Genomic DNA, 12,800 nt, shown 5'->3' with positions numbered 1-12,800 from the left:
ATTCCAATATGCAGACGTTGGAAGCGAAGGATTTAACGCTTGGCTATGGCGAAGATATTATAATAGATGATTTGGATATAACAATACCTAAAGGTGAAATCACTGTATTTATCGGTGGAAACGGCTGTGGAAAATCTACGTTGCTGCGTTCATTGGCACGGCTCCTCAAGCCAAAAGGCGGGGATATTGTACTGGATGGTGCAGATATCGCTAAAATGCGTACGAAGGAAGTGGCTAAAAAGCTTGCTATCCTTCCGCAGAGTCCGGTCACACCAGAGGGATTGACAGTAATGGAACTTGTGAAACAGGGGCGTCATCCCTACCGCGGGTTTTTGAAACAGTGGTCAAAAGAAGATGATCAGGCAGTCAATAAAGCGCTTGATGTCACCAATATGGTTGAATTTAAAGATCGTACAGTTGATTCACTTTCCGGTGGACAGCGACAGCGTGCCTGGATTGCGATGACACTCGCTCAAGACACCGATACCATTTTGCTTGATGAACCAACAACTTACTTGGATATGACACATCAAATCGATGTTCTTGATTTATTGTTTGAATTAAATGAAAAAGATGGCCGTACAGTGGTTATGGTACTGCATGATCTGAACCTTGCCTGCCGCTATGCACATCATATTGTGGCAATTAGGGATAAGAAAGTATTTGCCCAAGGAAAACCGGAAGAAATCGTCACATGCAAGCTTGTTCATGAAGTATTCCAGATGAAGTGTGATGTTACGTTTGATCCAATGTTCGGAACACCGATGTGTATCCCGCATGGAAGAGGCAGATGTATTTATGCCAATGGTGGTGCCGGGACCGGAACAAACACATCAGAAGCTGCATTAAACTGAATTTGTTTACAAAACCCATTCATCCGTGGGAAGGGGATGAATGGGTTTTTCTATACATTCATTTCCGATTCTTAGGCAAATTAAGAATGGGAGGTGCAGTATGGAAAGAAAAAAATATTATGTCAATATGGCAAGCCAGGAAATATCCAGAATTGAATACGGAAACAATGCCGATTTTGTGATCCATGCGACATGGGAAGAAGCCCAGTTGCTGCGGGCGAAGTTAGATCGTATGAATGATGCGGATCTCAATGGATTTTTCAGAGCACATGTACCTATAAGACCATATCATAAAGATGAACCGAATGATGATTATGATGCCGGGATTACGGATGCATATCGGTTGATTTATGATCTGGGAAATGACGCAACAAAAGAGCATATTACGAATATGGGTGTCTTAACTGAAAATCATATGTAAAAATTTTGCGGAGGAACAGGGTTTATGATCCTGTTCTTTTTCAATCAAAAGAAACAGTCGTTTGCGGGGAATACGAGCCTTCAGCAGAAATTATGTATGATATCAGGTGTATATTACGTTTACATTTCCTGAAAAAAGGAATAGTATTACCAAATTCATCTTATACATAAATACGGAGGGGGAAACAGCAATGAAGGATAACCATCGAACGTATTTTAAATGGATCATTACCGGGGCGATTGTTTTACCATTATTATTCCTGATCCAAACTGCACATGTACAAACTGTTACAGCTCACGAGTATAGTGACAATCCAAAAGCATCCAGGACAAGCGTTGAAAAAGTCCAGGCTTTTCAGAACTCTGAAAAGGACAGCCAACATAAAAAAATAAGTCAATCAGAAAACATGAAAAAGCTTTCGGATCAGAAGGTTATTTCAATGACTAACCAGTTTATGAATATTTTGATACAGGATTTGGATAAGCATAACAAGGTTATTCATTTCGATTCTAAGGAAGCATTGCTTAATAAGTTTGAAACAGTAACGACAAGAGAAGTTGCATTAAAATATGTTGATTTTTATTTCAAGGAGAAGGCTGATGGATTGTATGTTGTTCCGACTGAGAGACCGTCATGGTTTCAGGAACAGAATGACTATGATATGATACGTAAGGATAAAAATGTGGTGCAGGTTGTCCAGCATAATAAAAATGATTTGTATGGCAGTTATACAGTAAAGTTTGAATTCACCTATAGTGGTGGCAAGTGGAAAATAACCAGCATTAAACACCAATGATGTAAAAGAAAATGAAAGCAGTTGAAGTTATTTATGTATACGTTTAAGGATTATTATCGTAACAAAGTAAAGCTATCTTTTGATGATCACCCTTTTTCCAAAGAGCCTAAGCATGTTTGGGTAATTTGCAAATATAATGGGAAATGGCTTCTTACACGGCATAAAGATCGTGGTCTTGAATTCCCGGGTGGAAAAGTTGAGCCAGGTGAATCAGCAGGCGAGGCTGCTGTTCGGGAAGTGATGGAGGAAACAGGGGGCACAATCCGGAAAATTCGCTATATTGCCCAGTATTTTGTCGCGGGTAAAGCTGGTAATGTTATTAAGAATGTTTATTACGCGGACATCGCGTCATTGCTTAATCGGGATACGTATTATGAAACAGATGGGCCGGTTCTGTTGGATGCCATCCCGGAAAATGTGGATCAAAATGAATTGTACAGCTTTATTATGAAAGATGGTGTTCTAATTCATTGTATGAAATACCTGAAATTTAAATAGAAGAGGCTGGGACCAAAAACGTGTAATCCAAAAGCTGAACTTCCGGAGCGGCTACATTTTCTAATTCGTCGTTCGGATTTTCTTGGATAAACGCTTTAGTCCCGGCCTTTTTTTACATGAAATGCTTGGGATTAATCAGGTACTGTTCAATCCATTCAAAGATTTTGTACATAACCGCAGCACTTAAAGTTAACAGGAGTAGGCTGGACATAGCAAGGGTAATATCGAACGTTTGAAATCCATACAAAATCAGGTAGCCAAGCCCTTGTTTTGACATCAGAAATTCCCCTACAATAACCCCTGCCAAAGAAAGCCTGACATTCACCTTTAAGGACGAAATCATTGTCGGGAGAGCAGCAGGAAGTACAGCTTCCTTAAAAATTTGTCCTCTTGTTGCACCAAAGCTTTTTAGAACTCTGATATAGTTGGGGCCAATCTCCCTGAAGGCTGCATTTACAACAAATGTAGTGACAGGTACCGTCATAATCGATCCCATGGCAATGATGGAAGCATATCCCGGACCAAGTGCAACAATGATAATTGGTGAAAGTGCTACTTTTGGCATGGCATATATGATGGTTCGATAAGGGTTCATCAAGCCGGAAAATCGCAATGACCAAAGTATGCAGGCAATCAGGGTTCCGCTAATAGTACCGATCGTAATCCCGGCTAACGTTGCAAGTATTGTTGTCCGCAGGTGCATCCATAATAAACCGTCTGAACCATTTTCAATAAGCAAGTTGATAATTCGGGAAGGTGAACTGAATAACAATGGATTAATCCATTGCATTTCGCTTGCCAGTTCCCACAAGCCAAAAAAGGCAATCAGTATCAAAAGCTGCTGGAAAAATATAATTCTTTTCCCGCGTTTTTGTTTATTTTTTTGCTGTTTAAAAAGACGATAATCTGATTTGGCTTCTATCATATGATTCCACCGCCCGTTAATAAAAAGGATCTGTTTTATGTTTACGGCATCCTTCCCAAATTTTTTCAAACAGTATCCGAAACTTTGGATGTCTTCGAACAAAAAACGGTTTTTCCTCACGGAGCTCGATTGGAACGTCATATATTCTGTCAATTGATCCAGACTCCATGACAATGATCCGATCACTCATAGCAATCGCTTCCTCGATGTCGTGTGTTACAAGAAGGGTTGTTTTGTGGTATGTCCTCAGGGTTTTTGCGAAAAGATCCTGGAGTTTGAGTTTTGTCTGGTAGTCAAGAGCAGAAAAAGGTTCATCCATAAGCAGGATTTTCGGGTCGGTGATTAAAGTCCGGATGAAAGCCACCCGTTGTCGCATCTCCTTGGATAATTCATTAGGATAAGTCTTACTGACATTAGACAGACCGACATCATATAATAAGTCCACGGCTCTCTGTTTGGTTTCGGTGGACAATTGACCGGATATTTTGGGGCCAATCAGTACATTATCGATAATTGTTTTCCGGGGAAAAAGATAGTCGTGCTCCAGCATAAGTCCAATTGTGTGTTCAGATTGGCTTAAAGGCTTCTGATCCAGCAGGACATTCCCTTCAGTTTGCTGAATTTCTCCGGAAATAATGGAAAGTAATGTGGATTTCCCGCAGCCGCTCGGCCCAAGGACAGCTGTTATTTGGCCCTCTTTGACGCTGAATGTGATATTATCCAATGCTTTTGTAAATGTTTTTGCTGAAAAGTAATGGTGTGAAATATTTTCTAAGGCAAGAAATGACATGACTTTTCCTCCTTAGCTTTTCAGTTTTCCCCGCAAATTCTGAATTTTCCCTTTCATCATTTTTAATAGATCCGGAAAAGATTTTAGCAGCTTTTCCCGATTCAAGATGTGTTGTCATTAATCTATGCTGCCAAGCAATAATGTGTGCATGCCTAGTTTAGTTTACCTCCACTTTGGTTCAGACCGGCACAAAAAAAACGGCCCCTGAAGAGAGGCCGTAGTCAGCATTTACCTGACAAAAGCTTTTTCCATCATATATTAAAAAATCCTTGTGGGATGAGGAAACAATTGATTTTAACCCCGGTATAAAGGACCGGCGTTTTTGATTTCATCACCTGCATGGGTGAACTGTTTGAAATTATCATGAAATTTCATGGCAAGCGCCTGAGCTTCTTTGTTATAAGCTTCGTTATCGTTCCATGTTTTCTTAGGAATCAGGACTTCATCCGGTACTCCCGGAACATGCATTGGAATTTCCAGTCCGAAAATATCGTCCTTGGTTGTTTCAGCAGAGTTTAATTCACCTTCAAGTGCTGAATGAACCATTGCCCGGGTGTAGGAGAGCTTCATCCGTTTACCGGTTCCATACGATCCACCGGTCCAACCGGTATTCACAAGAAAAACATTTGTATTATATTGATCGATTTTTTCACCTAGCATTTCAGCATATGTTGACGGCTCAAGCGGAAGAAATGGTGAACCGAAACAGGCCGAAAAAGTTGCCTGTGGTTCGGTTACGCCACGTTCGGTACCGGCAAGTTTACTTGTATAGCCGCTCAGAAAATGATACATTGCCTGTTCTTTAGTCAGTTTGCTGATTGGCGGAAGGGTTCCTGAAGCATCCGCCGTTAGGAAAATGATTGTATTCGGATGACCGGCAACGCTTGGTGTAACAATGTTATCGATGTTTTCAAGTGTGTAGGCAGCCCGAGTGTTTTCCGTTAAAGATGTATCATCATAATCAGGATTTCGTGAGCCTTCATCCAGAATTACATTTTCCAAAACAGAACCGAATCGGATAGCTTCGTATATTTGCGGTTCCTTTTCCTTGGAAAGGTTAATGCATTTTGCATAACATCCACCTTCAATATTGAAAACACCATTGGTACTCCACCCGTGTTCGTCATCACCAATCAGACGACGGTACGGGTCGGCGGAAAGGGTTGTTTTACCGGTTCCGGACAGGCCGAAAAACAGTGCAACATCGCCTTCCTGGCCAACGTTTGCTGAGCAGTGCATTGATAAAATATCACGTTGCGGGAGAAGGAAATTCATCACGGAAAAGATGGATTTCTTGATTTCCCCGGCGTATTCCGTGCCCCCGATCAAAATGGTGCGCTTTTTGAATGAAACAAGTATAAATGTTTCGGAATTTGTTCCGTCCACTTTCGGATCTGCCTTGTATGTAGGAGCAGATACGATAGTGAATTCTGATTGATGCGATTCTACTTCTTCCTCTGTCGGTTCAATAAACAATTGTCTGGAAAATAAGTTATGCCATGCATATTCATTAAAAACCTGAATGGGGAGACGATAATTTTTATCGGCACCGGCATAGCCTTTAAAATGGTATAGCTCATCTTTCTTTTTTAAATATGCAATCACTTTTTCGTACAGGTTATCAAAGGAAGCTTCGTCAATTTCTTGGTTGACCAATCCCCAGTCAATAACATCCTGTGTTGTTTCATCCCGTACGATAAACTTGTCTTTAGGGGAGCGTCCGGTATATTTACCGGTAGTAGCGCGAATAGCACCTGTGGCGGACAATGTTCCCTCACCGCGTGATAATATTTTCTCAACGAGCTGTGGCACGGAGAGATTATTTTGCAAGTTGTGATGAGAAAGCAATTCTTTGATAAGTTTTGATTGTTCCACCGCGTTCATATGTGATACCTACCTTTTTGATGGATTTTTAATTGACATGCATTTGATTCATCGTGTAAATCTGTTTATTTAGTATAACACATTCACAAGATTAGTCCATACTAATTATACGAATAATTATATGAAATTTTATTGTCAAATGTGTACACACGTTAAGAGTTGACATGACGGCGCTATTCCGTTAAGCTGAATTTCGAGCGGAAACTCTCTTATTCAGAGTCGGTGGAGGGACAGACCCCATGAAGCCCAGCAACCGTCACGTTATGTGAAAAGGTGCTAACCTGAAGCAAGGATTTATCCTTGGACAATAAGAGCGAAAGGCTGCACATTCCTTTCCTCATGATTACGGGAAAGGTTTTTTTATTTTTTCTAACCTTATTAAAACATAATCATACACTGAATAGACAGATTTCCGTACCATCTATTTTAGGGGAGGATTTAGTCATATGACTGCAAATCGTCGTTTGTTTACATCTGAATCGGTTACAGAAGGTCATCCGGACAAGATTTGTGATCAAATATCAGATGCCATTTTGGATGAAATATTAAAAAATGATCCTAATGCAAGGGTCGCATGCGAAACAACTGTTACTACAGGATTAGTATTGGTATCCGGGGAAATTTCTACTACTACATATGTAGATATTCCTGCAATTGTGCGCCAGACTATCAAAGATATTGGGTATACGCGGGCAAAATTCGGATTTGATGCTGAAACATGTGCTGTACTGACTGCTATCGATGAACAGTCAGCTGATATTGCCGGCGGGGTTGATACGGCATATGAGACAAGACAAGGGAATAAAACCGATGAAGAAATTGCTTCTATTGGTGCAGGGGACCAAGGTTTGATGTTTGGTTTTGCCTGTGATGAAACAGAGGAATTAATGCCATTGCCGATTTCACTTGCGCATAAATTGTCAAAGCGGCTGGCAGATGTCCGGAAAGATCATATATTGGATTATTTGCGACCTGATGGTAAAACACAGGTTACGGTAGAATATGATGAAAATAATCAACCGGTTAAAGTCAATACGATTGTTATTTCCACGCAGCATCATCAGGACATTTCGACCGAACAAATTGAAAAAGATTTAATTGAACATGTTATACGTCCGATTGTTCCAGCGAATCTGCTTGATGAATCAACAAAATTCTTTATCAATCCAACGGGCCGGTTTGTGATCGGTGGTCCACAGGGGGATGCCGGCTTAACCGGGCGCAAAATCATTGTGGATACGTATGGTGGATATGCAAGACACGGTGGTGGTGCTTTCAGTGGTAAGGATTCAACCAAAGTTGATCGCTCTGCTGCATATGCAGCCCGTTATGTGGCCAAAAATATCGTTGCTGCAGGACTGGCGAAAACGTGTGAAGTGCAGCTGGCATATGCGATTGGTGTAGCAGAGCCGGTTTCAATCTCCATTAACACATTTGGAACCGGTACTGTTGCTGAATCTGAAATGGAAAAAGCAACTAGAAAGATTTTTGATCTGCGGCCGGCTGGAATCATCCGGATGTTGGATTTGCAGCGTCCAATCTATAAAAAAACAGCCGCATACGGACACTTCGGCAGAACAGATATATTATTTCCATGGGAAAAGACAGACAAGATCGAGGAACTGCAAGCTATTATAAATGAATAATAGAGAGAGGTGCTAAATGCACTTCTTTTTAGACAAAACGTGGCTGGGACATTACAAAACGTGTTATTAAAAAGACGAACAATTAGAGAATTAGCGTAGGAAATATACGGAGACTCCTGCGGGAAGTAAAGCCTAGATGAGACCCCGCAGTGCGTAAGCACGAGGAGGCTCAACAGCTGCCCGCGGAAAGCGAAGTATATTTCCGGAGCGGCTAGACGCTCCATTTTCTAATTGGTTGTTCGTTTTTTTCTTTGGATAACACACTTTTGTCCCAGCCCTGAATTTTGTCTGAAAAATGGATTCTGTGGGTTGTGACAAACGTGATTATCCTGTTCGGGCATAATATAAGTCCTTTCGTAAAGATTCTACATTTATGGTATAATCTTAAGGGTTCAACATGAATGAAAGCGAGGCAAAAAAGATGTGCGGTTTTATAGGAATACTGCGAAACAAACCAGTTGAAATGAATGCAAATCAATTAAATGAATTTGAAAATCAAAACAATATTATTACACATAGAGGTCCGGATGATGAAGGGTATTATCATGACGACTATGTATCTTTCGGATTCAGACGACTAAGTATTATTGACATTGAGTCCGGCCAGCAGCCATTGAGTTATGATGATGACAAAATCTGGCTTATTTTTAATGGGGAAATTTATAATTATGTTGAATTACGAGAGGATTTGCTTAAAGAAGGATACACATTTGCGACCGAATCCGATACGGAAGTAATTGCAGCTTTATTTTCCAAACATAAAGAGGATGCATTTCAGTACTTGCGAGGGATGTTTTCCATAATTATCTGGGACAAGGAGAAGGAAACATTATACGGTGCAAGGGATCCATTTGGTATAAAACCATTGTTTTACAAAGAATCCAATCAAGGAACAATTTTTGCCTCTGAGAAGAAAAGCATTACATTAATGATGGAAGACGAAGAAGTGGATTATACGGCGCTGCAGCACTATTTGAGCTTCCAATTTGTGCCTGAGCCTTTAACCATGACAAAAGGCATTAAAAAAATGGAGCCTGGCCATTATTTTGTGACAAAGCCCGGGGAAGAACTGAAGTTTACCCGGTATTGGCATGCAACATTTAACCCTGTGTTAATGGAAAAGCAGGACTGGATAAAGCGGATTCAGGATGTTATGTATGATTCTGTCAATGTTCATATGCGCAGTGATGTTCCAGTTGGTTCATTTTTATCCGGTGGAATTGATTCCACCATCATTGTTGCAATGGCTAAAAAATTCAATCCGAATATTAAAACATTCTCAGTTGGTTTTGAACGGGAAGGTTTTTCAGAAGTGGATGTTGCCAAAGAAACAGCGGAAAAGCTGGATGTAGAGAACATCTCCTATATTATTTCACCTGAAGAATATGTGGAAAAACTGCCGAAAATCATGTGGCATATGGATGATCCATTGGCAGATCCGTCATGTGTTCCGTTATATTTCCTGGCACGGGAAGCACGAAAACATGTCACAGTTGTTTTATCAGGTGAAGGTTCTGATGAGTTATTCGGCGGATATAATATTTACCGCGAACCGGAATCATTGAGAATGTTCAATTCCATTCCAACACCGGCTAAATCACTGCTTGCACGTGTAGCAGATGCTATTCCGGAAGGTGTTCGCGGCAAAAGCTTTTTGGAACGGGGAACAACACCACTCCGCAACCGTTATATCGGCAATGCCAAAATGTTTGAAGATGTGGAGAAACAGGAGTTATTGAAGACATACGACAAAAATGTTTTTTACCAGCAAGTAACGGAAAAGCTTTTTGATGAAGTGCAGGATTATCCGCTTGTTAACCAAATGCAGTATGTGGATATTCATACATGGATGCGCGGGGATATTTTGCTGAAGGCAGACAGAATGACAATGGCAAATTCATTGGAACTGCGTGTGCCATTCCTAGATAAGAACGTGTTCGAAGTGGCCAGCCAGATTCCGGTAGATATGAAGATTGCTAATGGCACGACTAAGAGCATTTTGCGTCAGGCGTCACGGGGAATTATTCCGGACCATGTACTTGATCGTAAAAAACTTGGATTTCCGGTTCCGATACGTCACTGGTTGAAGAATGAGTTGAATGGATGGGCGAAGCAGTTGATTCAGGAAAGCCAGACCGATCATTTGCTTCATAAAGACTATGTCATCCGGCTTCTTGATGCGCATTGTCAAGGAAAAGGGGATTACAGCAGAAAGATATGGACAGTTCTTATGTTTATGCTGTGGCACCAAATTAATATCGAAAATAAGTTTGATGTTAATGCGTTAAGTAAACCGGATAGCGTAATCGAAAAAGTAACACAATAAATGAAACAGGCATAGCGGCTGTACCGTTATTGCCTGTTTTTTGAATTTGCTCGAATAACGCGGGAACTCAGGAATGTTTTCTCTGTTAAATGTTAAAAGTCCTGTCCAAGTTTCGTATGATGCTTATAGTATTGACCTTTCTCCACATACGAGTGCAGTACACGCTTCATTTCCTGATAGTCTGCATCGGTCAAGGATCGCACTACTTTGGCAGGGCGCCCAAGAGCCAACGTGTGCGGCGGAATTTTTTTGCCCGGTGGTACGAGGCTTCCTGCCCCGACAAAAGCATTCTCACCTATTTCTGCCCCGTCCAGAATAACGGACCCCATGCCAATTAATGCATTGTTACGGATTGTACATCCGTGCAGGGTTACCTGATGTCCAACGGTTACATCATCTTCAACAATGACCGGGTTATCCGGACTTTGATGCAGCATGGATAAATCCTGGATACTAACCCGCTTTCCAATCCGGGCAGGGGCAACATCTCCGCGTATGACTGTTTTGAACCAGATACTGGATTGTTCGTCGATTGTTACATCGCCGATAATTTCGGCGTCATGTGCGATGAATACGGAATTGTCGATTTTTGGGTATAATTCTTTATAATGATGAATCATTTGAATCCCCCTTCAAAATATGGTCATATATGTATTATAGCAAACTGTATAAATTGGTATCGAACGAAAGAAACGGAGGAGCAACATTGGAAGTTAAGCTGCCGAAATCATCGCTGACATTAATGGCAAATGTGTATTTAAGGATCTTTCCTGCCGTCAAAAAAGAACTGGAGTATTGGAAGAAGCGGGCTGCTGCAATTCCCGACGCTGAGCTGCGTACACAGGCACTCGCAAGTATTCGGTCAAAACGGTTTCACTGTCAAGGGGGAGCTGTGTATGCGCTGCTGGCAGGTGATAGGTGGAATGAGGCGGTTCGGTTTATTGTAGCATATCAGACAATCAGTGACTATCTGGATAATCTTTGCGATAGAAGTACATCACTCGATCCCGCTGATTTCCGGTTGTTGCATCAGTCTATGGTTGATGCGCTAAGCCCCGGGAACACCATTGAGAATTACTATAGGCTGCGGCAGGAACAGTCTGATGGATCATACCTTGCTGATCTTGTCCATGTATGTCAACGAACAATCCGAATCCTTGATAATTATGACGATGTGCGTGACTATCTGTTTCATTTGAATCACTTATACTGTGATTTGCAAGTACATAAGCATGTTCGTGTAGACGAACGTGTGTCAAGGTTACAGAACTGGTATGAGAAAAACAGTGGTAAGCAAACTAGGTTGGCCTGGTATGAATTTTCTGCCGCTGCCGGTTCGACTTTGGGCATTTTTTGCATCGTATCGTACTCGCTTGGAAGAAAAATAGCGGATGAGGAAGCAGCAAAAATCTGCCGCGGGTATTTTCCTTATATGCAAGGGCTGCATATCTTATTGGATTATTATATTGATCAACTGGAGGACCAGAAGGAAGCGGATTTGAATTTCTGCAGTTTTTTTGATAATGAAGCACATATGAAAAGGCGGTTTATGCATTTTATCGAACAAGCCTCCTGGCAGGCACAGCAGCTCCCTGACCGCCATTTTCATGAAATGATCCAGCAGGGGCTGATTGGACTGTACCTTGGTGACCCGAAAGTCCAAAAATTAATTGGAGGAGAAGGAATGACAAAACAGTTAATTCAGACAAGCGGCGGAAGCACCTGGTTTTTCCATTGGAATACAAGAATGTATTATACGTTGAAAAGAAAACGGGCGTCTCGTAACTAGTTTCTTTTTTGGATTGCCAGTATAAAAGGCGGATCGTTTTTTTGGTTAATGAATCCGTAATAGAGTACATGGAAAAGTTTCTGGTCAAGCAACCGGGCATATTTCATGATTTGTTCTTTTTCTTCTGAACCACCTTCATGACCATGGTAAATTACCAAGACAACGAGGCCGTTTTGTTTCAGGTGGGATAAAATGCCTTCAACGGCCAGAATGGTTGATTCCCCTTTAGTAATAATCGATTTGTCACTTCCGGGAAGATAGCCAAGATTAAAAATGGCACCGCCTAGTTTCGTTAACTGGTCAACTGCAATATGATGAATAAAATTGCTGTGACTGTCCTGGATGATGGTTGCATTGGTGTAACCATTCATCGCAAGTCTATTTCGTGTATTGATGACAGCCTGTTCCTGTATATCAAACCCAAATACTTGTCCATTTTCACCGACCAGTTTTGACAGAAAGACAGCGTCATGGCCGTTGCCGCATGTGGCATCAATAACGGTGTCTCCTTTTTCAACAGCGGTTTCTAGCAGGTGATGAGAATAATTGATAATTCCTTTAATCATGTATAGGCTCGCCTCTCTTTGTCAAATACTAGAATAATTCTATCACGAAGCCGCTGGTTCACGAAATATTGTGCAATAACTTGACAAAGCAGCACACTTTGATTAAAATTCGATATACATATACTATCGGCGTTGAAAAGGATTAGTAGTAAATTGTTCGGGTCAAGCGAGGCAGTGGCTGGTGAAAACTGCTCCTGAAGATTTATGAACTCGCCTTTAAGCTGCAGGGATGAAAGGATTAGTTCCTGCCGTGAATCTGCGTTAAGGATCCAAGCGAACACGAAAGAAGTGTTAAATCGGGTGGT

General features: G+C 41.3%; 12 protein-coding genes, 1 riboswitch and 1 other annotated feature (1 of these 14 running past the window's edge). Of the genes, 7 read left to right on the top strand and 5 right to left on the bottom strand.

The window, feature by feature from the left end; genetic code table 11:
* Nucleotides 1-8 precede the first annotated feature (8 nt).
* From B1K71_RS12915 to ytkD, 4 genes are all read left to right on the top strand, one after another.
* Nucleotides 9-854 carry an ABC transporter ATP-binding protein gene (locus B1K71_RS12915; protein WP_077327663.1) on the top strand — a complete coding sequence of 282 codons (846 nt, stop codon included), beginning with the start codon at nucleotides 9-11 and terminating at the stop codon, nucleotides 852-854.
* 100 nt (nucleotides 855-954) lie between these two features.
* Nucleotides 955-1,275, top strand: coding sequence for a hydrolase (locus B1K71_RS12910; RefSeq protein ID WP_077327660.1), 321 nt, complete (start codon nucleotides 955-957; stop codon nucleotides 1,273-1,275).
* A 190-nt stretch (nucleotides 1,276-1,465) separates the two neighbouring features.
* The gene (locus tag B1K71_RS12905; protein ID WP_077327657.1) at nucleotides 1,466-2,071 is read left to right on the top strand and encodes a hypothetical protein; all 606 of its coding nucleotides are present in this window, start codon (nucleotides 1,466-1,468) and stop codon (nucleotides 2,069-2,071) included.
* 33 nt (nucleotides 2,072-2,104) lie between these two features.
* Nucleotides 2,105-2,569 (top strand): RNA deprotection pyrophosphohydrolase, encoded by a 465-nt coding sequence (gene ytkD / locus B1K71_RS12900; RefSeq protein WP_077327654.1) that lies wholly within the window; start codon nucleotides 2,105-2,107, stop codon nucleotides 2,567-2,569.
* 112 nt (nucleotides 2,570-2,681) lie between these two features.
* On the opposite strand, the gene B1K71_RS12895 is transcribed toward ytkD, so the two are convergent.
* The 3 genes from B1K71_RS12895 to pckA form a co-directional block, all read right to left on the bottom strand.
* Entirely contained in the window at nucleotides 2,682-3,494 is an 813-nt protein-coding gene (locus B1K71_RS12895; protein WP_077327651.1) for an ABC transporter permease, read from the bottom strand.
* Between the two features lie 16 nt (nucleotides 3,495-3,510).
* Nucleotides 3,511-4,284, bottom strand: a complete 774-nt coding sequence (locus tag B1K71_RS12890; RefSeq protein WP_077327648.1) for an ABC transporter ATP-binding protein — start codon at nucleotides 4,282-4,284, stop codon at nucleotides 3,511-3,513.
* A 294-nt stretch (nucleotides 4,285-4,578) separates the two neighbouring features.
* Nucleotides 4,579-6,168: a phosphoenolpyruvate carboxykinase (ATP) gene (gene pckA, locus B1K71_RS12885; RefSeq protein WP_077327646.1), complete on the bottom strand. Its 1,590-nt coding sequence runs from the start codon at nucleotides 6,166-6,168 to the stop codon at nucleotides 4,579-4,581.
* 206 nt (nucleotides 6,169-6,374) lie between these two features.
* A riboswitch (SAM riboswitch) is annotated at nucleotides 6,375-6,482 on the top strand.
* Between the two features lie 132 nt (nucleotides 6,483-6,614).
* Between pckA and metK the strand changes: the two genes are divergently transcribed.
* Nucleotides 6,615-7,814, top strand: a complete 1,200-nt coding sequence (gene metK, locus B1K71_RS12880; protein ID WP_077327643.1) for a methionine adenosyltransferase — start codon at nucleotides 6,615-6,617, stop codon at nucleotides 7,812-7,814.
* A gap of 421 nt (nucleotides 7,815-8,235) precedes the next feature.
* The gene (asnB, locus tag B1K71_RS12875; RefSeq protein ID WP_077330225.1) at nucleotides 8,236-10,140 is read left to right on the top strand and encodes an asparagine synthase (glutamine-hydrolyzing); all 1,905 of its coding nucleotides are present in this window, start codon (nucleotides 8,236-8,238) and stop codon (nucleotides 10,138-10,140) included.
* 92 nt (nucleotides 10,141-10,232) lie between these two features.
* Here asnB and B1K71_RS12870 read toward each other — a convergent pair whose 3' ends face one another.
* Nucleotides 10,233-10,760: a gamma carbonic anhydrase gene (locus B1K71_RS12870; protein ID WP_077327641.1), complete on the bottom strand. Its 528-nt coding sequence runs from the start codon at nucleotides 10,758-10,760 to the stop codon at nucleotides 10,233-10,235.
* An 86-nt stretch (nucleotides 10,761-10,846) separates the two neighbouring features.
* On the opposite strand from B1K71_RS12870, the gene B1K71_RS12865 reads away from it, so the two are divergent.
* Nucleotides 10,847-11,929 carry a tetraprenyl-beta-curcumene synthase family protein gene (locus B1K71_RS12865; RefSeq protein WP_245799266.1) on the top strand — a complete coding sequence of 361 codons (1,083 nt, stop codon included), beginning with the start codon at nucleotides 10,847-10,849 and terminating at the stop codon, nucleotides 11,927-11,929.
* Here B1K71_RS12865 and B1K71_RS12860 read toward each other — a convergent pair.
* On the bottom strand, nucleotides 11,926-12,495 hold the full coding sequence (locus B1K71_RS12860) for a class I SAM-dependent methyltransferase (protein ID WP_077327637.1): 570 nt from the start codon (nucleotides 12,493-12,495) through the stop codon (nucleotides 11,926-11,928). The two genes, B1K71_RS12865 and B1K71_RS12860, sit on opposite strands and share 4 nt — an antisense overlap.
* Nucleotides 12,496-12,618: 123 nt before the next feature.
* Nucleotides 12,619-12,800, top strand: a binding site (T-box leader) (it continues 30 nt past the right edge of the window).

The sequence above is a fragment of the Virgibacillus siamensis genome (genome assembly GCF_900162695.1).
GTDB lineage: Bacteria > Bacillota > Bacilli > Bacillales > Amphibacillaceae > Lentibacillus > Lentibacillus siamensis_A.
The sequence above is the reverse complement of the archived record's forward strand: the minus strand, read 5'-3'. Positions and strand labels throughout refer to the sequence as shown.